At 41.9% G+C, this 23,226-nt stretch carries 23 protein-coding genes; all 23 read left to right on the top strand.

The annotated features are described in order from the left end of the window. Positions 1-98: 98 nt before the first annotated feature. The 23 genes from MHB41_RS07375 to pyrR all read left to right on the top strand — a co-directional run bounded on the left by MHB41_RS07375 (position 99) and on the right by pyrR (position 23,202). Positions 99-4,409, top strand: coding sequence for a S8 family peptidase (locus MHB41_RS07375; protein ID WP_267542788.1), 4,311 nt, complete (start codon positions 99-101; stop codon positions 4,407-4,409). A gap of 250 nt (positions 4,410-4,659) precedes the next feature. Next, a complete protein-coding gene (gene spoIIGA / locus MHB41_RS07380; protein WP_061109808.1) occupies positions 4,660-5,589 on the top strand; it encodes a sigma-E processing peptidase SpoIIGA in 930 nt (309 codons plus the stop codon). A 58-nt stretch (positions 5,590-5,647) separates the two neighbouring features. After that, positions 5,648-6,367: an RNA polymerase sporulation sigma factor SigE gene (gene sigE, locus MHB41_RS07385; RefSeq protein WP_007499746.1), complete on the top strand. Its 720-nt coding sequence runs from the start codon at positions 5,648-5,650 to the stop codon at positions 6,365-6,367. Between the two features lie 143 nt (positions 6,368-6,510). Continuing rightward, a complete protein-coding gene (gene sigG / locus MHB41_RS07390) occupies positions 6,511-7,290 on the top strand; it encodes an RNA polymerase sporulation sigma factor SigG (protein WP_034317964.1) in 780 nt (259 codons plus the stop codon). Positions 7,291-7,440: 150 nt separating this feature from the next. Next, a complete protein-coding gene (locus tag MHB41_RS07395; protein ID WP_061109809.1) occupies positions 7,441-8,379 on the top strand; it encodes a sugar-binding transcriptional regulator in 939 nt (312 codons plus the stop codon). A 244-nt stretch (positions 8,380-8,623) separates the two neighbouring features. Beyond that, positions 8,624-9,868 carry an SAF domain-containing protein gene (locus MHB41_RS07400; RefSeq protein WP_061109810.1) on the top strand — a complete coding sequence of 415 codons (1,245 nt, stop codon included), beginning with the start codon at positions 8,624-8,626 and terminating at the stop codon, positions 9,866-9,868. Between the two features lie 12 nt (positions 9,869-9,880). Next, entirely contained in the window at positions 9,881-10,312 is a 432-nt protein-coding gene (locus MHB41_RS07405; RefSeq protein WP_024424247.1) for a transcriptional regulator GutM, read from the top strand. 18 nt (positions 10,313-10,330) lie between these two features. Continuing rightward, positions 10,331-10,861, top strand: a complete 531-nt coding sequence (locus MHB41_RS07410) for a PTS glucitol/sorbitol transporter subunit IIC (RefSeq protein WP_024424246.1) — start codon at positions 10,331-10,333, stop codon at positions 10,859-10,861. A 13-nt stretch (positions 10,862-10,874) separates the two neighbouring features. Then, positions 10,875-11,885 (top strand): PTS glucitol/sorbitol transporter subunit IIB, encoded by a 1,011-nt coding sequence (locus MHB41_RS07415; protein WP_024426936.1) that lies wholly within the window; start codon positions 10,875-10,877, stop codon positions 11,883-11,885. Between the two features lie 26 nt (positions 11,886-11,911). Next, on the top strand, positions 11,912-12,268 hold the full coding sequence (locus MHB41_RS07420) for a PTS glucitol/sorbitol transporter subunit IIA (protein ID WP_224426544.1): 357 nt from the start codon (positions 11,912-11,914) through the stop codon (positions 12,266-12,268). A 129-nt stretch (positions 12,269-12,397) separates the two neighbouring features. Further along, positions 12,398-13,174 (top strand): ABC transporter ATP-binding protein, encoded by a 777-nt coding sequence (locus tag MHB41_RS07425; protein WP_024424244.1) that lies wholly within the window; start codon positions 12,398-12,400, stop codon positions 13,172-13,174. Between the two features lie 79 nt (positions 13,175-13,253). Continuing rightward, positions 13,254-13,490: a YlmC/YmxH family sporulation protein gene (locus tag MHB41_RS07430; protein WP_008344958.1), complete on the top strand. Its 237-nt coding sequence runs from the start codon at positions 13,254-13,256 to the stop codon at positions 13,488-13,490. A gap of 235 nt (positions 13,491-13,725) precedes the next feature. Beyond that, on the top strand, positions 13,726-14,565 hold the full coding sequence (gene pgeF, locus MHB41_RS07435) for a peptidoglycan editing factor PgeF (RefSeq protein WP_340898755.1): 840 nt from the start codon (positions 13,726-13,728) through the stop codon (positions 14,563-14,565). A 6-nt stretch (positions 14,566-14,571) separates the two neighbouring features. Further along, a complete protein-coding gene (locus MHB41_RS07440) occupies positions 14,572-15,261 on the top strand; it encodes a YggS family pyridoxal phosphate-dependent enzyme (RefSeq protein ID WP_277722989.1) in 690 nt (229 codons plus the stop codon). Between the two features lies 1 nt (position 15,262). Further along, entirely contained in the window at positions 15,263-15,721 is a 459-nt protein-coding gene (gene sepF, locus MHB41_RS07445; RefSeq protein WP_024424241.1) for a cell division protein SepF, read from the top strand. A gap of 6 nt (positions 15,722-15,727) precedes the next feature. Continuing rightward, positions 15,728-16,009 (top strand): YggT family protein, encoded by a 282-nt coding sequence (locus MHB41_RS07450; protein ID WP_073205111.1) that lies wholly within the window; start codon positions 15,728-15,730, stop codon positions 16,007-16,009. A gap of 53 nt (positions 16,010-16,062) precedes the next feature. Further along, positions 16,063-16,839, top strand: a complete 777-nt coding sequence (locus MHB41_RS07455; RefSeq protein WP_340898752.1) for an RNA-binding protein — start codon at positions 16,063-16,065, stop codon at positions 16,837-16,839. 26 nt (positions 16,840-16,865) lie between these two features. Continuing rightward, complete coding sequence (locus tag MHB41_RS07460; protein ID WP_008344947.1) at positions 16,866-17,360, top strand: DivIVA domain-containing protein; 495 nt, start codon at positions 16,866-16,868, stop codon at positions 17,358-17,360. Positions 17,361-17,715: 355 nt separating this feature from the next. Then, entirely contained in the window at positions 17,716-20,481 is a 2,766-nt protein-coding gene (gene ileS / locus MHB41_RS07465) for an isoleucine--tRNA ligase (protein WP_061109812.1), read from the top strand. 160 nt (positions 20,482-20,641) lie between these two features. Next, a complete protein-coding gene (locus MHB41_RS07470) occupies positions 20,642-21,016 on the top strand; it encodes a hypothetical protein (RefSeq protein WP_024424237.1) in 375 nt (124 codons plus the stop codon). A gap of 94 nt (positions 21,017-21,110) precedes the next feature. Continuing rightward, positions 21,111-21,578, top strand: coding sequence for a signal peptidase II (gene lspA, locus MHB41_RS07475; protein WP_024424236.1), 468 nt, complete (start codon positions 21,111-21,113; stop codon positions 21,576-21,578). Continuing rightward, the gene (locus tag MHB41_RS07480) at positions 21,575-22,489 is read left to right on the top strand and encodes an RluA family pseudouridine synthase (protein ID WP_061109813.1); all 915 of its coding nucleotides are present in this window, start codon (positions 21,575-21,577) and stop codon (positions 22,487-22,489) included. Before lspA ends, MHB41_RS07480 begins: the two co-directional genes overlap by 4 nt. 170 nt (positions 22,490-22,659) lie before the next feature. Then, the gene (gene pyrR, locus MHB41_RS07485; RefSeq protein ID WP_024424234.1) at positions 22,660-23,202 is read left to right on the top strand and encodes a bifunctional pyr operon transcriptional regulator/uracil phosphoribosyltransferase PyrR; all 543 of its coding nucleotides are present in this window, start codon (positions 22,660-22,662) and stop codon (positions 23,200-23,202) included. Positions 23,203-23,226: the final 24 nt, after the last annotated feature.

Here is a 23,226-nt window from a genome sequence, read left to right on the forward strand (position 1 = left end):
TTAAATAGAACACCATGAATCTTGTCATGAACAAAGGAAAGGGAGGAGTTAAACCCATACACTGTTTGACCATTTGAGGAGGAGGGATTTGATTGAAAGTGAAGTTTCGCAAAACCGCCGGCTATCGTTTGATGAGTCTTTTGGTGATTGGTACTTTAACGATGACAAGCTTTGGGATGGTTCAAGCAAAATCGACTTCTACCTCATATCAAGAGGAAGCTGTTTCCTCCAAGAAAACAAAAGCAAAGATCTCATCTAGATTAATGAAACAGTTTCAACAAGAAGACAAGGTGACCTTTTTAGTCAAAATGAAGGAACAAACCAATGTCAAAAAAGTGGCGAAGGATGCTGTGTCAAAGGCCAAAAAACAGAAGTTAACAGCAGCTAAAACGCAGTACACAAAAAGATCAGCTGTCGTATCAGAACTAAGAGCGACGTCTGAAGAGACGCAAGAAGCGCTGCTTGCTTATTTACAAAAGGCACAAAAGAAAAAGCAAGTGAAGGATATTCATTCGTACTATATTGTAAATGGTCTCGCTGTGACGGGAACGAAAGAAGTCATGGAAAAGGTGGCTTCCTTCCCAGAAGTAGATCAAGTGCTGCCAAATGAAATCCGTCAAATCCATCGTCCTGTTGATTTGAAAACTTCAAAGAAAAACAAACAAATCAAAGCAGCAGATGGAATCGAGTGGAACATTTCTCAAGTTCATGCCCCAGAAGCGTGGGCTTTAGGCTATGACGGAACTGGTACCGTTGTGGCAAGTATTGATACAGGTGTGGAATGGGATCATCCTGCATTAAAAGAAAAATACCGTGGATTTGATCCTGCACGTCCGAATGAACCTTCTCATGAATTCAATTGGTACGATGCAACGACAGGTTCTGAAGCGCCATACGATGATTTAGAGCATGGTACACATGTAACGGGAACGATGGTTGGCTCTGAGCCAAATGGAGAGAATCAAATTGGAGTCGCACCAGGTGCAAAATGGATCGCGGTGAAAGCTTTCTCAGAAGATGGTGGATCAGATGCTGATCTGCTTGACGCAGGTGAATGGATTTTAGCTCCAAAAGATAAAAACGGAACCCCTCATCCAGAAAAGGCGCCAGATGTGGTCAATAATTCTTGGGGCGGTGGGCCTGGTCTTGATGATTGGTATAAAGATGTGGTCAATGCTTGGAGAGCAGCGGACATCTTCCCAGAATTTTCAGCTGGTAATACGGATTTATTTAACCCTGGCGGTGAGGGATCTATTGCAAATCCTGCGAACTATCCCGAAGCCTTTGCGACGGGTGCAACAGATCAAAACAACAAACTGGGTTCTTTCTCTTTGCAAGGTCCCTCTCCATATGGGGTCATGAAACCAGATATTGCGGCCCCAGGGGTAAACATTCGTTCTTCTATTCCAGGGAAAGGATATGAGGATGGCTGGAATGGAACCTCGATGGCAGGTCCGCATGTTTCAGCTGTTGTGGCTCTTCTGCGCCAAGTACAGTCAGATCTGTCTGTTGAAGAGATTGAAGAAATTCTCATTGATACTGCAAAACCACTGACAGATCAACAATTCCCGGAATCCCCTAACAATGGCTATGGGGCAGGATTAGTTGATGCAAAAGAAGCGATTACAGCATTAACAGATGGAATTGGCAAGATTGAAGGGCAGGTAACAAAAGAAGGAGAAGATACAGAACCACCTGTATTTTCTCATAAAGGACCGAATGAAATTTTTGCCTCTACGCCAACACCTCTTAGTATTACAGCAGAAGATGAAGTAGCTGTGACAAATGTCTCCTTGAGCTATCAAGTGGATCAAGGGAAAAGGGAGACGCTTCAAGCAAAACGAACGGATGGAAATCATTTAAAAGGGACATATGTTGTCCAGCTCCCAGAACTTGAGGGGGAAAACGTCACGTACCGATGGATTGTGAAAGATTTTGGAGAAAATGAAGCCGCATCAGAACCGTATACGCTTCCGATTAAAACATCCATCACGACTGGCTACTCGCAAGATTTTGAAGCTTGGCCAAGTGGATGGTTCAGTGGTGGAACAAAAGATCCTTGGCAGTGGGGGAAGCCGACCACAGGTCCGAAACAGGCCTTTACTGGAGATCATGTCTACGCTACAAACCTAGACAGTCCTTATGAAAATCAAACAGATGCTCATTTATCTATGCCGATGATTGCTGTACCTGAGTCAGGATCCTCCTTTTTACAATTTCAATACTGGCATGACCTTGAAGCAAATTATGACTATGTGCATATTCATGTGCAGCCTGAGGGGGAAGATGCTGTCCAAGTGGCAGCCTACACAGGCAAAACAAGTGGATGGACAAAAGGAGAAGTTGATTTATCTGCCTACAAAGGTCAGAACGTGAGAGTTATTTTTCAGCTAAGAACGGATGGCAGTGTGACAAAAGACGGTTTTTATTTAGATGATGTGAAAATAACAGATCAAGCCTTGCCTCAAAAGGCAAAGAAACAACTTGGCGTCATCAAAAAAGAAAAGTCAGCACAGGAGCAGAAGAAACCCGTCGATCCGAAAAGTGCAAAGCCTGCTAAAATAAAAGAAAAGCATGTCCAGATGAAAAAGGAAAAAAGCTTAGATGCCCCATCTATCAAAGCTCTTCCGATGAAGGCAGAAATCAGTGTGCTTGAAAGCGGCAAGTCCACGTACACAGATGAAGCGACAGGGAGATATCAGCTTTCTCATGGTGCAGGGGAATTTACAGTGAAAGCTGAAGCATATGGCTTTGAATCACGCACACAAAAAGTCAATATTCCTGCAAATGATCAAGCAGAGGCAAATTTCTCCCTGCAGCCACTAGAAAAACGAACGATATCTGGCACAATTGTCAATGAAACAACGGGTGAAAAAGTAAAGGATGCTACGGTTTATCTTGTAGAGGATGCGAAAATTGAGCCGGTGAAAACAGATGAATCTGGCGAGTTTTCTCTAGAGGCATTGAGCGGTGTGTATACAGTCAAAGTATTTGCGAAAGGGTTTAAAGGATATTCGTTTACAGCCGATGTGACAGAAAAGCCGCTTGAAAAAGCAATCAAGCTGGAACCTTTCATCGGTTTTGCTGGCGAAATTGGCTACGATGACGGAACACCTGAAAATGCACGGGCGTTCTATGATCCTGGTAATGGCTGGGCGGTGAAATTTTCATTAGAAAAAGGGAAGAAACAAGCACAGGTCACAGGGGGGCTTTTTCGTTTCTGGACAACAGAGTGGCCAGCCCCTGGCGGGAATGAATTTGCGGTTGAAGTGTATGATGCTTCTGGGAAGGACGGCGCTCCAGGTGAGAAACTTGCTGGACCTTTCAAAGCGAATGCGCTGCGTAATGGAGAATGGACAAAAGTAGATTTAGAAGATCAAGCCATTACGGTGGATGGAGATTTCTATCTTGTCTATATTCAAACGAAAAAGAATACGGAATCTCCAGGCCTTGCAACAGATGAAGATGGACCAAATGCTGAAAGAAGCTGGCAGCTGACAAGCGGTGCCTTTTCTCCTTCCCCAAAAGAAGAGGGAAATTATATGATTCGTGCGCTTGTCCAATATGAAGCAGATGTACCAGAAATAACATCTCCAAAGGCTGGAACGATCACGAACAAAGATGAACTGGAGATTGAAGGTAAAGCCTCTCCAGGGCTTGATGTAGCGATCTATCAAAACGATGAAGAGATTGCCAAAGTGAAAGCAGATCAGTCGGGTGCTTTCAAAGAGAAGGTTACAGTGTCAAGCGGAGAGCATGTATTCACGGCTGCTACTGTTACGGATAAAGGCGCAACGAAAAAATCCAAATCGGTCAAGGTGATCATTGATCAAACAGCCCCAGTTTTAACGATAGATACACCAAAAAAAGGGGAAAAGTCTAACAAAGAATCACTCACTGTAGAAGGAAAGGTAACGGATGATCATCTTGATCAAGTCACTGTGAATGGAAAAAAAGCAGCAATAAAAGATAGGAAATATTCTGCAAGAATCCTGCTTGAAAACGGGAAAAATACGATCAAAGTAACAGCAAAAGATGCAGCAGGAAACAAAACGACTAAAAAAGTCGATATCGATGTTCAATACGAAGCGCCTGAGATTTCTAAGCTGACACCAGCAGAGAATGTCAATCTATCATCAGGTGAGTCTGTTAAAATTTCATTTAACAGCAGTGAAAAGCTAGACGCAACGTTTGTCATTCACATGCCGCTGACAAACGCGAGATCAAAGCTGCAAAATACAACAGAGCTGCCGCTTCGTGAGGTAGCCGGCGGAACATATGAAGGCTACTGGACAGCTACTTCTACCGCTAAAGCAAAAGGTGCAGTCATTGAAGTGATTGTGCGGGATGATTATGGAAATGTTACTCGACAAAAGGCTCCAGGCACATTAAATATCAATGAAAAATAATCCTTAAAAAAGGCACGACTCCTTGGAGCGTGTCTTTTTTCGTTTCGAATAATTGTTTGTATGCTTGTCCGGAAGCACACTCTCTTTCTTTGTGCTCTCATTCCTCGACAAAAACAATAACAATCCACCAAAAGTTCTCTATCATCCCCAACAAGAATTGACAGACTTCCATCTCTTGGCTGTTTTATACTGGTACAAACAAGTGCAAGTACTGCTTTTGATTCTTTGTTTCAGATGAAAGGAGCAGAAGGTGGTCATTTATTTAGATGTGATTTGGCTGTTAAACTTTTGTTTTGATCTATTGCTTCTCTTACTCACTGCATTTATTCTCAAACGACAAGTAAAAAAACGGCGATATATGTTAGGAGCTCTGATTGGATCGAGCATTGTTCTCTTGCTCTTTACACCATTTGCAATGTTTGTGTCACACCCTTTGGGCAAACTGCTTTTTTCTGTCTTGATCGTGCTTGCCACTTTTGGATTTCAAAGATTTCGATCCTTTTTTCAAAACCTGTTTGCTTTTTACTTTATCACATTTTTGATGGGAGGAGGCATGATCGGGGTTCATTCGTTTTTACAAACCAATACTGTTATTCAAGACGGGCTGCTGATTTCACAAAATGATGGCTTTGGTGATCCCATTAGCTGGCTTTTTGTTTTAACCGGCTTTCCAGCGATTTGGCTGTTTTCAAAGAAACGATTAGGAGAGGTCGGTGCGAAAAAAAGACAGTTTGATGAACAAGTCCTTGCGGAGATACACATTCAAGGAGAGACCATCCGCTTAAAGGGACTCGTCGATTCTGGCAATCAGCTGTATGATCCTATGACGAAAACACCTGTGATGATCGTTCAGGCAGATGAGCTCATGTCCATTTGCGGAGAGCCCTTTATAGAGCTTATGAAGCAGTCTCATCCTGTTGAAGTGATGCAAAAGCTCGATGATCAATTTCCGCTTCTTGATCGTTTAAGACTTGTTCCATATCGAGCGGTCGGTCATGATCACGGGTTTCTTCTATGCTTAAAACCAGATACGGTCATCATTTATTCAAAAACGCATATGATCCAGCCAGCCAAGTGTTTTGTAGGCATGAGTCTGAGCGGTTTATCAGCAGATCAGGAATTTCAATCCATCATTCATCCAGATATGTTAGATGGAAAAATAATCCAAGGGGTGTCTTAAGTTTTGGTGATGTCTTTTATCTTACGAGGTCAACTTGACATTTAGAAGGGAGAAGAAGATGAAAAAATTAAAATTTAAACTCACTTACTACTGGTATAAACTCCTCATGAAGCTAGGTCTTAAGAGTGATGAGATTTATTATATTGGTGGTAGTGAGGCGCTGCCGCCGCCATTATCAAAGGATGAAGAGCAGGAACTGCTTGTCAAATTACCAAAAGGTGATCAAACAGCAAGGGCCATCCTGATTGAAAGAAATTTGCGGTTGGTGGTCTACATCGCAAGAAAATTTGAAAACACAGGGATTAATATTGAGGATTTAATTAGTATTGGAACTATTGGTCTAATTAAGGCAGTCAATACATTTAACCCAGAAAAAAAGATCAAGCTTGCGACGTATGCTTCGAGATGTATTGAAAACGAGATTTTGATGTATTTGCGCCGAAATAATAAAATTCGTTCAGAAGTGTCGTTTGATGAGCCGCTCAACATTGATTGGGACGGAAATGAACTGCTTTTATCAGACGTACTTGGAACAGATGATGATATTATCACACGGGATATTGAAGCAAATGTAGATAAAAAACTTTTGAAAAAAGCGCTGGAGCAATTAAATGACCGTGAAAAACAGATCATGGAGCTCAGATTCGGCTTGGTTGGCGGTGAGGAAAAAACCCAAAAAGATGTCGCTGACATGCTAGGCATTTCCCAGTCGTATATTTCAAGGCTTGAAAAAAGAATTATTAAACGATTACAAAAAGAATTTAACAAAATGGTCTAAAAAAAATTTTTAAAAAGCTCTGTCCCTCTGCTGTCAAAGGAATCAACTTCTTTTCTCATGATTCTCGTCATCACTCGTGCATATTTTTCCATCCCAAGGAGATACTGAACTTTGTACAACAGCTCCTGTAGGGAGGGAAAAAAGTGTCCAGAAATAAAGTGGAAATCTGCGGAGTCGACACCTCCAAACTGCCTGTTCTGAAAAACGAAGAGATGAGAAAATTGTTCAGACAGCTGCAAGATGAGGGTGACGATACAGCAAGAGAAAAGCTAGTCAATGGCAATTTGCGGTTGGTTTTAAGTGTGATTCAGCGTTTTAACAACAGAGGCGAGTATGTGGATGATCTCTTCCAAGTAGGCTGTATCGGATTAATGAAATCAATTGATAATTTTGATTTAAGCCACAATGTCAGATTTTCAACTTATGCGGTCCCTATGATCATAGGAGAAATCCGTCGATACTTGCGTGATAACAACCCAATTCGGGTGTCTCGTTCACTAAGAGATATTGCCTACAAAGCGCTTCAGGTTCGTGAGAGGCTGATTAGTGAGACAAGCAAGGAGCCAACGGCAGAAGACATTGCCAAAGTGCTGGAAGTGCCTCATGAGGAAATTGTCTTTGCCCTAGATGCGATTCAAGATCCTGTTTCTTTGTTTGAACCGATCTATAATGACGGAGGAGATCCGATTTATGTGATGGATCAAATTAGTGATGAACGGAACAAAGACACACAATGGGTAGAGGAATTGGCCTTAAAAGAGGGAATGCGCCGACTGAATGATCGAGAAAAAATGATTCTTCGCAAACGCTTCTTCCAAGGAAAAACGCAAATGGAAGTCGCTGAAGAGATCGGGATTTCTCAAGCACAAGTCTCAAGACTTGAAAAAGCAGCCATCAAACAAATGAATAAAAACATCTTTTAAAGCCGCCGCTTCATGTGCGGCTTTTTTCATTCTTGGAAAGAGCACGTCTCTAGTATTGACTCTGTTATTTTTTTCATTTAATCTGTTTTTAACAAATGTTATTTAAGATATCATTTGTTAGGAAACACTTAAGCGGAAAGAAGGGTTATTATGACATTCCATGATGAAAGAAGGCTGCTCATTAAGGTTGCGCATATGTATTATGAAGAAGGCGCCACTCAATCTAAAATAGCAGAAGCGGTTGGGGTTAGCCGTTCGCTCATATCGAAATATTTGGCAAAAGCACGTGAAGCAGGAATCGTGGAAATCATTATTCATGATGAAATGAATCAACAATATGGATCTTTAGAAAGAAAAATAGAGCGGAAATACGGGCTGCGAGAAGTCGTCTGTGTGGAAACGCTCAGCCAAGAAACAACAAAAAGCCGAATCGGCGCTGCGGCGGCTGGCTTTTTATTAAAAGTCATGAAGGATGGACAAGTCATCGGTTTTTCCTCAGGAACCACTTTGCATGAAATGGCGAAAGCGCTTACGTCAGTTCAGCATTACCCATCTGTGACATTTGTTCCGCTTGTCGGGGGTGTGGGAAACGAAGATGTTGATATCCATGCCAATTATATTATTGCGAGATGCACAGAGGCACTCAAATCTAAATGTGAGTTTTTACATGTGCCTGTCATGCTTGATACGAAAGAAGCGAAGGATGTACTAATTCGGCAGCCGTCAATCAAAAAAGTGATTGAACTAGGAGAATCATCAAATATTGCGGTTGTCGGGATTGGCGGGGTTCCGCAGCATTCAACGATGGTGAAATCTTATATGACAAGCGGTGAGGAGGATATTCTTCAAGCGAAGGATGTAGCGGGTGACATTTGCTATAACTTTATTGATCACCAAGGGGAAGTGTATCCTCACCCATGGAACGACAGGGTAATGGGCATAAGCCCGCAAAAGCTGAAAGAAATCCCGCTTGTCATTGGTGTCGCTGGAGGAGAAGAAAAAGTTGAAGCGATCCGGGCAGCATTAGAAGGTGGATTAATACATGTATTAATTACGGATGAACGAACAGGAGATGCCTTATTAAAGTAACTACCTAATATGATTAGGTAGTTTTTTTGAGTCTTTAGACTCAAAAAGATTGAAAATTTTATCGATTTTAGCTTGACACAAAGTTGACACATCATATAAACTAAGTTCATAACAAATGATAAATAAAATAACAAATGTTACAAGAAACAGATTTTTGTTAATTTTTATAACATTTGTTAAAAGTTTCAGATTATTTTTCTAGCAATCTTCCCGAGAAGCAAGAAAACCTGAAAGGATGATTTAGATGTCAATCTATCAACAGTTGTTAGCTCGAGAACGCAGTGGAGATCCAATCAAAGTAGGAATTATTGGGGCAGGCCAAATGGGCTTTGGACTTATTTCACAAATTTCTAAAATTCCAGGCATGATTGTAGCAGGTGTTTGTGATATTCACCTTAGTGCAGCAGAGAAGGCAGCGAATTTTTACAAGCAGCATGCGAAGCCGCATCAAATGGTCGTCACAAATGATTATAGAGAAGTGATTCAATCAGATTCTGTGGAAGTTGTCGTAGATGCAACAGGAGTGCCAGAGGTCGGAGCAAACATTTCTTTGGAAGCGCTTAATTCAAAGAAACATCTCGTTCTTTTAAATGTAGAAGTTGATATTACCATCGGTTTGGTGATGCATAAATTATTCACAAATGCAGGACTTGTTTATTCTGGATCAGCTGGAGACGAACCGGCAGCAACACTAGAATTATATGAATTTGCAAAAACAATGGGACTTGAGGTGCTCGTTGCTGGGAAAGGCAAGAACAACCCATTCTTCCCAGAAGCAAATCCAGATACGTGTAAAGCAGAAGCAGATAGTAAACATATGAGTGCACATATGCTCGCTGCCTTCCAAGACGGAACAAAAACAATGGCAGAAATGAACTTATTAAGTAACGCGACAGGGCTTTTGCCAGATAAAGTCGGTATGCACGGAGTCGAAGCAAATTTAGAGAATGTAGCAGATAAATTGAATCAAAAACAACAAGGCGGCGTGCTCGATCACTTCGGAGTCGTTGAATATGTAAATGGACTTGCTCCAGGCGTATTCGTTATCGTCAAGAGTGATCTAGAGCCAGTAGATGAAGAGCTTCGTTACTTAAAAGTTGGAAAAGGTCCTCACTACACGCTTTACCGTCCTTTCCACTTAGCGAGTCTTGAAACACCTGTTACCATCGCAAAAGCGGTCTTACAGCATGATTCATCGATCCACCCGATTGGTGTACCAGTGTCAGAAACAGTCGCTGTTGCGAAAAGAGATATTAAAGCAGGGGAATCACTTGACGGAATTGGCGGATACTCCGTAAGAGGTGTACTTGAAACGCATCAAGACATGAAAACGAACGGTCACATTCCAATTGGCTTAATCAGCGGAAAAGTTGTAGCGAAAAAAGACATCAAATTAGGACAGTTCCTTACTCATGATGATGTAGAGCTTGATTCAAACACAACCGTCTGGAAGCTGCGTTCATTACAAGATCACTTATTTCAATCATAAGGACGTGAAGCTATGGAAAAATTAGCAATCGTACTTTGTATCATTCTCATTGTGCAGTATGGGTTATCTTTTATTCAAATCAAGTATTACCGCAAAAGCATGGACTCACTGATTGATGACTACAGAGGGAAACAGGGCTATCACTTATTTTCAGGAATGGAACGGCGCAAAGTTGGCCCTGGGGCCATTGCGCTCATCATTGTGGATGAATCGTATATCATTCAAAAATGCCATGTGCTTGGCGGCGTGTCGATCTTATCTAAATTTAAAGAAGTCCCTGCATATGAAGGCAAGCATGTAGGGGCTGTGCTGGACGAGCACCATATGATGAAGAAGACGTTGAAAAAGCGCAAAAAAGCGCCAGCTGTCATGCAAGCTCTTTCCATGGCGGCTGAGCAGGCACTTGTCTCAATTTCGAAAAAAAATATAACAAATGTGAACTAAAGAAAGGGGAGATGAAACATGGAATGGATTCAATGGTTTGGAGAGCACTTTATCGGAATGTTTGAAGCCGGCGGAAAGCAGTTCATGGGTCTGATTACAGGTATCGTTCCAACGCTTGTTGTGTTACTTACTTTCACTTATGCTGTCATGAAATTTATTGGAGAAGAGCGAGTGAATAGAGCCATTCAGTTTGCAGCGAAATATACCATTTTGCGCTACACGTTAATGCCGATCTTATCTGTTCTTATTTTGACAAACCCAATGGCTTATACGTTTGGCCGCTTCTTACCTGAAAAACAAAAACCAGCATTCTATGATTCAGCTGTTTCATTTGTTCATCCGGTGACATCACTGTTCCCGTATGCCAACGCAGGAGAACTATTTGTCTACTTAGGAATTGCGAACGGGATTAAAGAAGCTGGATATTCAATGTCAGAGCTTGCTGTTCGTTACTTCTTAGTCGGGATCGTCGTCATTTTGCTACGCGGAATCATTACTGAATGGATTACAAAATATTTAGCAGGAAAAATGAAAGCGAATTCACAATAGGGGAGGGTTAGACATGACAAACCACAAAGTATTTGTTGCAAAAGGTGCTGGCGGATGGGGAGAAGGCTTAGAGCTTGAACCAACTGGTAAAAGAAGAAAGGTCGTTTCCATTACAGGGGGAGGCATTCACCCGGTTGCACGTAAAATTGCAGAAATGACAGGGACAGAGGCATGTGACGGCTTTAAAAACTCTATACCAGAAGATGAAATGATGTGTGTTGTCATTGACTGCGGGGGAACAGCGCGAATCGGACTTTATCCAATGAAACGCATTCCAACTGTAGACGTTTTGGCATCCTCTCCTTCTGGGCCGCTTGCTAAACATATTACAGAAGATATCTTCGTATCAGGCGTAACAGAAAAAGATATTTCCTATGCAGAAGCATCTGATGGTGAGGCGAAAGCAGAAGGTCAGGAAAACAGTGAGTCGATTGATAAAGAGAATTTCAAAGAAACGTATGCAAAGCTGAAAGAGGAAAATATTGAGCGGCAGGAAAAAGGCAATTTCCTGATGAGATTCTCACGCGGAATCGGGAAAGTCACCGGTACGTTCTACCAGGCTGGCCGTGATTCTGTTGATATGCTTTTGAAAAACATTATTCCATTCATGGCATTTGTCAGTATGTTAATTGGAATTATCAATTATACAAAAATCGGTGATCTGATTGCCCATTTTCTATCACCTTTGGCAGGATCTCTTTGGGGGCTCTTACTGCTCGTTGTGGTCTGTACACTGCCGTTCCTATCACCTGTCTTAGGACCTGGAGCAGTCATTGCCCAAGTCATCGGTGTTCTGATTGGTAGTCAAATTGCACTAGGAAACATTCCGCCTCAATTTGCACTTCCTGCACTATTTGCCATCAACGGTCAAGTAGGGTGTGATTTTATTCCAGTGGGGCTGTCACTTGGTGAAGCGAAGCCGGAAACGGTACAATATGGGGTACCAGCTGTTTTGTATAGCCGTCTTATTACAGGGGTTCTATCTGTTGTGATCGCATACGTTGCCAGCTTCGGTATGTATTAAACGTATTAAAGGAGGAATCGAGATACATGGTAACACAATCTGTTGTAAAAGAAATTGGGATCTTAGTCCCGCAATTTAAAGAAGATAAGCTGATTGTTTTATTTGGACCCGCAGCGCCGCAGGAATTAAAAGATATGTCTGTCATTCATGAGTTCGAACATCTAGAAGAAGAGCCGCTGAAGCTAGGCGGAACCATTCAAGTGGGCGATCAAACGTACACGATCACAGCCCTAGGCAATAAAGCAAATGACAACTTTAAAGAGCTCGGCCATATTTCGATCTACTTCCAAGAGCCGTTTGATGAAGTATTACCAGGAGCTGTATTTGCATCCCCGCACACGTTTCCTGATATAAAAGAAGGCGTACGAATTGAAATTTCGTAACCTTGTAAAAAAGCTGTTCCTAAATTGGAGCAGCTTTTTTATATGAGGTTTACCAGAAAGAGCATTTACGATATGCTGTAAACATTCATTATTTGTATATTCAGAATTTTTACTCAGGAGGAAGTTATGGTGTCACTTGAATTGAAGAATGTTTCATTAAAAAGAAATGGGAAATGGCTGCTGCAGTCTGTTGACTGGCAGGTAAATAAGCAGGAACACTGGGTGCTTTACGGTTTAAATGGTGCGGGAAAAACCGCTTTATTAAATATGCTCTGCTCCTATTATTTCCCTACGTCAGGCGAGATGACAGTGCTGGGGCATGTCTTTGGCAAGGAAGCTCTTGGTGAAAAGCTCAGGAGGAAAATTGGTCTCATCTCAGCGGGACTTGAAAAGAAATTGCACAGAGACGACAATGCTTTTGAAATTGTTTTGAGCGGCGCATTTGCTTCTATCGGGCTTTATGAAACCCCGACAGATGAAATGAGAGAGAAAGCCATTGATCTATTAAAAGCGTTTGGTTCATTCAAATATGCCAACAGAACATATGAAACCCTCTCACAGGGAGAGAAGCAAAAAGTCTTGATTGCGAGGGCTTTAATGAATGATCCCCAGCTCTTGATTTTAGATGAACCTGTGACGGGTCTTGATTTTTTAGCAAGAGAGCAAGTGCTGGAGACCATCTCATTTATTGCAGCTAAGCCTGATGCGCCTACTTTGCTCTATACGACCCATCATGCAGAGGAGATTCTGCCTGTTTTTCAGCATACCTTATTATTAAAAAATGGATCGGTTTTTGATCAAGGAGAAACAAAAGAGATGATGACAAGCGGCCTGCTTTCTTCTTTTTTTGAATGTCCGGTAGATGTCATGTGGAGAAATGGCCGTCCGCATTTAAGCAAATTGTAGATAAAAGAAACTATTGGTCTGCTTCCCTGCTTTTCCATCATACATATTATAGTAGAAAACGAAAGGCGGGGAAGGACAGATGATCAGTATTTCTGAATTCCAAATCAAGGATGTCGTCGATGTATCCAGCGGGAAAAAACTAGGCACCATTGGGGACATTGATATTAATGTCACAAGCGGCAAAATCCAAGCGATTATTATTGGCGGCACAGGTAAAATGATGGGATTTTTCGGAAAAGAAGAGGAAATGATTGTCCCATGGCGAAATATAGTAAAAATTGGCGAAGATGTGATACTTGTCCGCTTGTCTTCTTAATTCGTATAATTCCTCAATGAATCATTCAATTTTTCCTTAAAACAAACTCTTTATTCTTAGCAAACAATGTCTTTTTCGGGTAAAAAGATTACGTTTTCATATCAATTTGTAAAAAAAACTGCAGAAAGGGCACATTTGAGTGTAATATTTAATGAATCCCACTAACTGTCTATGCATGTCTTGTGGTAAAATAGGAGCGAAATAAAGAGAGATGAATGAAAGGTGGGAGGCAGCTTTGACATACAAATATGACCCCTTTCAGCAGAAATCACCATATGCAATGACCATTCATGATTGGACGAACATGACATGTTCTGGTAAAGAGGTATTGGCCGGGTTTACCACAAAAAACGGCGGCTTCAGCCTACCTCCATATCAATCATTGAACACTGGACTCCATGTAGGAGATGATGCTTCTAGTGTTCAAATGAATCGTCAAGTCATAGCAGATGCTGCTGCTGTGCCGCTCTCTGATTGGGTGTTTGCAGACCAAACACACGAGGATCGCATCCTGAAAGTCACCAAGGAGCAAAGAGGAAGAGGAAGTCTTCATTATCATGAGGCACTGCCTGGTACAGACGGTTTATATACGTCTGAGACGAACATGATGCTCGCTCTTTGTTTCGCTGATTGTGTTCCGCTTTATTTTCTAGCTCCGCAAAACGGATTAATTGGAACGGCTCATGCCGGCTGGAAAGGAACCGTCAAGCAAATTGGTGCAAAGATGGTTGATGTATGGGTCAGCCAAGAAGATGCCAAGGCCGATCATATTCAAGTCGTCATTGGACCATCCATTGGCAGCTGCTGCTACATAGTCGATGACGCAGTCATGGATCAAGTGAAACAGCTTCCTTTTTCAACAGAGGATGTGTATTCCGAGATTTCATCAGGACAATATAAAATTGATTTGAAAACATTAAACAAAAACGTATTGCTTCATGCAGGAATAAAGGAAGAAAACATACATGTCAGTTCGATGTGCACAAGCTGCAATGATCAGCTTTTCTTCTCACACCGGCGTGATCAAGGGAAAACAGGACGTATGATGTCTTTTGTCGGGTTTAAGGAGGCATAAGTGCAATTGAATGTACGAGAGAATCTCAGACAAATAAATGAACAAATAAACGAAGCATGTAAAAGAGCCGGTAGACATCCAGCAGATGTATCGGTCGTCGCTGTGACAAAGTATGTCTCCATTGAACGAGCACAAGAAGCCAAAGAAGCAGGAATTATGCACTTTGGTGAAAATCGCGACCAAGGGTTACTTGAAAAGCAGGCGGCCATAACCGATGAAAACATTAGCTGGCACTTCATCGGCAGTTTACAGACGCGAAAAGTGAAATCTGTCATTCAGTCAATTGACTACTTACATTCGCTCGACAGGATGTCTCTTGCGAATGAAATTGAAAAAAGAGCGGATCACACAGTTCGCTGTTTTGTACAAGTGAACACATCACTTGAGGAGTCAAAACACGGCTTGAAAAGTGAAGACGTCATTCCATTTGTAAAGCAGCTAGCTGATTTCAAACAGATTGAAATTGCTGGACTGATGACGATGGCTCCATTTACAGATGATCACACTGTGATTCGCAACTGTTTTAAAACATTAAAAAATCTTCAAGAAGAAGTAAAACATCTTAACCAAGTAAATGCACCTTGTCAGCATTTATCGATGGGCATGTCAAATGATTTTGAAATCGCAATTGAAGAAGGTGCGACATTCGTTCGGATTGGCTCTTCACTTGTTGGAAATGAAACAGGAGGTGCGTGACATGAGCATAAAAAATAAGTTTAAAAGCTTTTTCACTCTCGACGATGAAGAGTATGAGTACGAATATATTGATGAAGAAAGAGAACCCGTTCAAGAAGAAAAAGGAACGAAGGACAAAGCAGCATTTCAAGATCGCCCGCAGACAGGAAAACAAAATGTCGTCAGCTTGCAAAGCGTGCAAAAATCCTCTAAAGTGGTGTTAAGTGAGCCGCGTGTTTATGCAGAGGCGCAGGAGATTGCAGACCATATTAAAAACAGACGTGCAGTCGTCGTGAATTTGCAGCGCATTCAGCATGATCAAGCAAAGCGAATCATTGACTTCTTAAGCGGAACCGTTTATGCAATCGGTGGAGACATCCAGCGTATTGGCTCGAATATATTCCTCTGCACACCTGATAATGTAGATGTATCTGGTACAATATCAGAGCTATTGACAGAGGAAGAACCTCAGAGGTGGTAAATCATAGTGATTCTATATTACATTTTCCAGTTTTTACAGACTGTATTAACGATTTACTCATTCGCAATTATTATTTACATCTTTATGTCATGGGTGCCATCTGCAAGAGAAACTGTGATTGGCCGTTTTCTGACAAATATTTGCGAACCGTATTTAGAACCATTTCGTAAAATTATTCCGCCAATCGGCATGATTGACATCTCGCCGATTGTGGCATTGCTTGTGATTCGTTTTGCATCATCATATGGACTAACGGGTCTTTACAATATGATTGTGCGCTTCATGTAAACAGGCTGCCGGGCTTGGCACTGCCAGGCTCTTTTACATAAGAGGGGAACAAAATGAGCGATATCTATCAGCATTTTAGAAAAGACGAACAGCCATTTGTCGACCAAGTGTTAGGCTGGAAAAAAATCGCACTCGACCAATATCGAATGAAATTAACAGATTTCCTTGATCCGCGTGAGCAATTTATTACTGAGTCCGTCATCCAGCATGGCGAAGAACTTGGGATCATGTTTTTTGGCGGGTATGAGGGAGCGGAGCGCAAAAGAGCCCTCATTTATCCTGATTATTTAGAACCTTCTATTCAAGATGTTGAGCTGTCATATTTTCAGGTGAACTATGCGAAAAAGTTTATTTCCTTAGAACACCCGAAGCTTCTCGGCTCATTGATTGGGACAGGCTTGAAGCGTCAAAAATTCGGAGATCTATTATTTTCAGAGGAAGATGTGCAGTTTATTTGTACAAGTGATGTCGCCGATTTTGTGCGGGCGCAGCTGACACATGTCGGCAGAGCAGCCGTTTCATTAGAGGAAATCACGCAGGCAGAAATAAAGCCAGTGATCACGAAGACTGATATCAAAGAAGATACCATTTCTTCACTTCGGCTTGATGCAGTATGTGCTGCTGTCAGCCGTCAGTCTCGGCAAAAAGCACAGCTTTTAGTCAAAAATGGGCTTGTCAAAGTCAATTGGAAAGTCACTGAGGACCCTTCCTTTACAATCGGTGTAGGCGATCAGCTCTCTGTTCGGGGATTTGGCCGCTTTAGCCTCAAAGCGATTGATGGGAAGACCAAAAAAGATAAATTCAAAGTAACATTTGAGCTTCTGACATAACGAACTTGAATCTGGAGGTGGCGAGGTTGCCATTAACACCTAATGATATTCATAATAAAACGTTCACAAAAAGCTTTCGCGGCTATGACGAAGACGAAGTAAACGAGTTTTTAAGCCAAGTACGTAAAGACTATGAGATCGTACTTCGTAAAAAGAATGAGCTTGAAGACAAAGTAAACGAGCTTGACGAAAGACTAGGTCATTTTGCAACAATTGAAGAGACATTAAACAAATCGATTCTTGTGGCGCAGGAAGCAGCAGAAGACGTAAAGCGTCATTCTGATAAAGAAGCAAAATTGATTATTCGTGAAGCAGAGAAAAATGCAGACCGTATTATCAACGAAGCGCTGTCAAAATCAAGAAAAATTGCGATGGAAATCGAAGAGCTGAAGAAACAGTCGAAGGTCTTTAGAACTCGTTTCCAAATGCTCATCGAAGCACAGCTTGATCTTCTGAAAAATGACGATTGGGATCATTTACTGGAATATGAAGTAGACGCTGTCTTTGACGAAAAAGAATAAGCGCATCATCTTGACATGACGTGCTCATGTTGCATATAATACCATCATAAATTAACAAGAGATAAACGTTTGAAAGGGACACTCGCAGCTGTCACATGCGTAATAAAGCGAATCAGGGATGGTGGAAGCCTGACATTACGAGACGCTGCAATGAGATCACCCCTTTAGTTCCTTTTCTGAAAAAACCAGTAAGAAAAGGCGTCTGATCACGTTACGATTTTTGAGTGGATAAGCGGCTCTTTCATATCGCTTGTCTAAAAGGGTGGTACCGCGAGACAAGCCTTCTCGTCCCTTATGGGATGAGAGGGCTTTTTTTATTGTTTTTTAATCAGAATTTGCATGTGGAGGAATGGGTATGAACTACAAAGACACCTTATTAATGCCGAAAACAGAATTCCCGATGAGAGGGAACTTGCCGAACAAAGAGCCTGAAATCCAAGAGGAGTGGGCAGAGAAAGACATCTATCAAATGGTTTTAGAGCGGACGAAAGGACGCCCGACGTTTATTTTGCATGATGGACCTCCATATGCGAATGGTGACATTCATATGGGGCATGCACTTAATAAAATCCTAAAAGATTTTATCGTCCGTTTTAAATCAATGAACGGATACCATGCACCGTACGTACCGGGCTGGGATACACACGGGTTGCCAATTGAAACAGCTCTCACTAAAAATAAAAAAGTCAAACGCAAAGAAATGTCTACAGCAGAATTCCGCAAACTATGCGAGGAGTATGCTTGGAAACAAATTGAAGGTCAGCGCAGCCAGTTTAAGCGATTAGGCGTCAGAGCAGACTGGGACAATCCATATGTCACATTAAAGCCTGAATACGAAGCGCAGCAAATTCTTGTCTTTGGTGAAATGGCGAAGAGAGGCTATATCTATAAAGGATTAAAGCCTGTTAACTGGTCTCCTTCAAGTGAATCAGCCCTCGCTGAAGCGGAAATTGAATATAAAGACAAACGTTCACCATCCATTTACGTTTCGTTTAAAGTAAAAGATGGCAAAGGCGTTCTTGAAAACGGCGAACAATTCATTATCTGGACAACAACACCTTGGACGCTTCCTGCAAACCTTGGCATTTGTGTTCATCCAAACTTAGAGTACAGTGTTCTTCAAGTCGGTGCTGAGCGTTATGTCGTTGCATCTGAACTAGTTGAACAAGTAGTAAAAACACTCGGCTTTGAAGAATGCGAAGTTGTGAAAACATTAAAAGGTAAAGAATTAGATAAAATCGTTGCAGCACATCCAATTTACGATAGAGATTCTCTTGTGATGCTTGGCGATCACGTCACAACTGATGCGGGAACAGGCTGTGTTCACACAGCACCAGGCCACGGGGAAGATGACTTTATTGTCGGTATGAAATACGGTCTTGATGTGCTCTGTCCAGTAGATGAAAAAGGTGTGATGACAGATGAGGCGCCTGGTTTTGAAGGACTATTCTATGAGGATGCTAATAAAGCCATCACAGAACAGCTAGAAGCAAAAGGTGCGCTGAAAAAGCTCGACTTTATCACGCACTCCTACCCGCATGACTGGAGAACGAAAAAACCAACGATTTATCGTGCGACAGCTCAGTGGTTTGCATCCATTAAAGATTTTAGAGAAGCGTTATTAGACAATATTAAAGAAACAAAATGGGTTCCAGCATGGGGAGAAACACGCCTGTTCAATATGGTGCGTGACAGAGGTGACTGGTGTATTTCAAGACAGCGTGTATGGGGCGTTCCAATTCCGGTCTTTTATGCGGAAAATGGTGAGCCGATCATCACGGACGAAACCATTCAGCATGTATCTCAATTATTTAGAGAGCATGGCTCAAATATTTGGTTTGAAAAAGAAGCAAAAGAGCTATTGCCAGAAGGCTTTACACATCCAGGCAGCCCGAATGGTGAATTCACAAAAGAGCAGGACATCATGGATGTATGGTTTGATTCCGGTTCTTCTCACCAAGCTGTTTTAGAAGAAAGAGACGACCTAGTCCGTCCGGCAGATCTTTACCTTGAAGGCTCTGACCAATATCGCGGATGGTTTAACTCCTCTTTATCAACAGCAGTTGCTGTCACTGGAAAAGCACCATATAAAGGTGTCCTAAGCCATGGCTTCACGCTTGATAAAGAAGGACGTAAGATGAGTAAATCATTAGGCAATACGATTGATCCAACGAAGGTCGCGAAGCAGCTTGGTGCAGAGATTCTTAGACTTTGGGTATCTTCTGTCAACTATCAAGCCGATCATCCAGTGTCTGATGATATTTTGAAACAAGTAGCAGAAGTCTATCGTAAGATCCGTAACACCTTCCGCTTCCTGCATGGGAACTTATTTGACTTTGACCCAGCAGTTAATGCCGTGCCGGTAGAAGAGCTTCGCGAAGTGGATCAATACATCATGATCAAATTAAACAAATTGATTGATAAAGTGAAAAAAGCTTATGATGATTACGAATTTGCGGTCGTCTATCATGCGATTCACAATTTCTGTACGATTGAGCTCAGCTCTTTCTATCTCGATTTTGCAAAGGATGTCGTCTACATTGAGCATGCCGATCATCCAGACCGCCGCAGCATGCAGACTGTCTTCTACGAAACATTAATGGCTTTAGTGAAGCTGACTGCACCAATTCTTCCGCATACCGCAGATGAATTATGGAGCCACTTAAGCTTTGTTGAAGAGCCAAGTGTTCAGTTAACAGATATGCCAGAAGGTGTGCTAGTTCCTCAAGCTGAAGCGACAGAAGCGAAGTTTGACCGCTTTATGGAAGTACGTGACGATGTGCTAAAAGCGCTGGAGATTGCGCGTAACGAGAAAGTCATCGGACGTTCACTTGAAGCAAGTGTGACGCTTTATGCGACAGATGAAGTGAAAAACCTTATTGCATCCATTAAAGAAGATGTGAAGCAGCTCTTTATCATCTCTGAATTAACGGTAGAAGATGAGCAGCATGCAGATGCATCAGCGCCTGAATATACATCAGGACGAATTGTGGTTCAAAAAGCAGAAGGAGAACTATGCGAGCGTTCCCGCATTATTTCAAAAGACGTTGGTGCAAATCCGAAATACCCAACATTGTCGCTGAAAAATGCTGAAATCGTGGAGAAATATTACCAAAATTAACAATGCGATATCACAAGCTGGCGCCCCGTCATATGCGGGGCGTTTTCTTTTATGAGAAAATGACAGCGTTTAGAACGAAAGGAAAAATCTTATGGCTTTAAAGTAACCAGGCGGGGCAACAATATGATTATCACGACAGGGCAGGAGTTGAAATAGCGACATGAATGGCGATCTAGAGACGATTTACACGGAACTCCTTCAAATGAAAGAAGAGCTGCAATCTAAACTGTTTGAATACGCATCATTTCGTTCACCCGCTGAGCATGTCACATTGAATGAGGTCAAAACGACCACACTTCTTTATCACATCAAAGAAGAGCTGCAAGATGTGTCTCTCGCTATTGCAAAAATCGAACAAGGAACCTATGGCATATGTGAGGCAACAGGAGATGTGATTCCGCTTGAACAAATGAGTATTCTTCCTACCGCCCGCACGGCTGACGACTTTTTATATCATAAGCAATACGAGAAAAAAGCATTCACTCCTTATCCTTACGAATCAAATGATTCTCATTTTGAAGCCTTCCACATGTAGGGAGGTTTTTGTCTGTCAACTAAAGTTTCTTTACTCCTTCCTGTTTTCTTGATAAAATGCTTAAAGATCAAAGTATGAAGATGGAGGAACGTGTGTGTTCTATTACATAATCGCATTCGTTATCATTTGTTTAGACCAATTAACAAAATGGCTCATTGTCAAAAATATGATGCTCGGTGATTCTGTTCCAGTCATTGATGGATTCTTTTATATCACGTCTCACCGAAATTCAGGAGCCGCATGGGGAATTCTCCAAGGGCAAATGTGGTTTTTCTATGTGATCACACTCGTTGTTATTGCGGGAATTGTTTATTACTTACAAAAACATGGACAAAAGGACAAGCTGCTGGGAGTTGCGCTGGCCTTAATGCTTGGCGGAGCGATCGGAAACTTTATCGACCGTATTTTCCGTCAGGAAGTGGTTGATTTTGCTCATTTCGTATTTGGGGATTATCACTACCCAATCTTTAATATTGCAGATTCTTCTCTCTGTGTAGGGGTTATTCTGCTCTTCATTCAAATGCTGTTAGATGGAAAGAAAAATAAGGAGTCAACTACATGAATCAAGTAAATATTGCCGTTTCAGAAGAACAAACGAGTGAACGGCTAGATAAATTTCTAAGCACGACAGAACCAGAATGGTCAAGAACCCAAGTCCAGCAATGGGTAAAAGATGGGCTGATCGAAGTAAACGGGAAACAAGTAAAGGCCAATTACAAAGTACAAGCTGGGGATCAAATCAAAGTGGAGATTCCAGATCCGGAAGCGCTAGATGTAGAAGCAGAACCAATGGATCTTGATATTTATTATGAGGATGCAGATGTGTTAGTCGTAAATAAACCACGAGGAATGGTCGTTCATCCAGCGCCGGGTCATGTGTCAGGAACACTTGTAAATGGACTGATGGCACATTGCAAAGACTTATCAGGGATTAACGGTGTGATGCGTCCTGGAATTGTCCACCGAATTGATAAAGATACGTCTGGGCTGTTAATGGTCGCAAAAAACGATATGGCACATGAGTCACTCGTTAATCAGCTGGTGGCTAAAACTGTCACTAGAAAGTATACGGCTGTTGTCCACGGTATTATCCAGCATGATACAGGCACAATTGATGCACCAATTGGCAGAGACAAAAAAGACCGCCAAAGCATGACGGTCACAAAAGAAAATGCAAAACAGGCCGTTACTCACTTTGATGTGATTGAACGCTTTAAAGACTTTACGGTTGTCGAATGCCGTCTTGAAACGGGAAGAACACACCAAATTCGTGTTCATATGAAATATATCGGCTACCCTCTTGCAGGAGATCCGAAATATGGGCCGAGAAAAACAGTCGATTTTAATGGACAGCTGCTGCATGCAGGTGTTTTAGGATTTGATCATCCTAGAACAGGAGAATATATCGAGTTCACAGCACCAATTCCAGCTGATATGCGGGGCTTTATCGATTCATTAAGAAATAACGATTGACAGGCCGTTCTTTTTTTGAAATAATAAACGAAGAAATTGAGATTCTTTAAAACAGTCCAGAGAGGCTGAGAAGGATAACGGATCAATTTGTGCACGCGTATGCACAAATGAACGCCCCTCTCTGCCCTTTGCAGAAGGGGCTTTTTATTTGTCAAAAAGAGGTGTAATAGATGGAACAAAAAGCAGTCATTCTTGATGAACAAGCGATTAGACGAGCGCTTACCCGAATTGCACATGAAATGATTGAGCGCAACAAAGGGATGAAGGATGTCATCCTTGCCGGTATCAAGACAAGAGGCATACATCTTGCTAAGCGCCTTGCAGAGCGCATCGAGCAAATTGAAGGGAATCCAGTCACTGTGGGTGAACTTGATATTACGCTATACCGTGATGACCTGACAAAAAAGACAGACAACCAAGACCCGCTTGTAAAGGGTGCAGACATACCAGCTGACATTAATGACAAAACACTCATTGTTGTTGACGATGTCCTATTTACAGGCAGAACCGTGAGAGCAGCTATGGATGCCCTTGTGGATGTAGGAAGACCATCTTCCATTCAACTGGCTGTGCTCGTCGACCGGGGACACCGGGAGCTGCCGATTCGAGCGGATTACATCGGGAAAAACATTCCGACTTCAAAAGCAGAGACAGTCATGGTTCAGCTCAATGAAGTAGATCAAAACGACCTTGTCGCTATATATGAAAAATAACCTTTTTAAATGCATTCCAGAGAG

Origin of the sequence: Bacillus sp. FSL H7-0578 (assembly GCF_038630855.1) — a bacterium.
In the GTDB taxonomy this organism is placed as follows: domain Bacteria; phylum Bacillota; class Bacilli; order Bacillales; family Bacillaceae; genus Bacillus; species Bacillus safensis.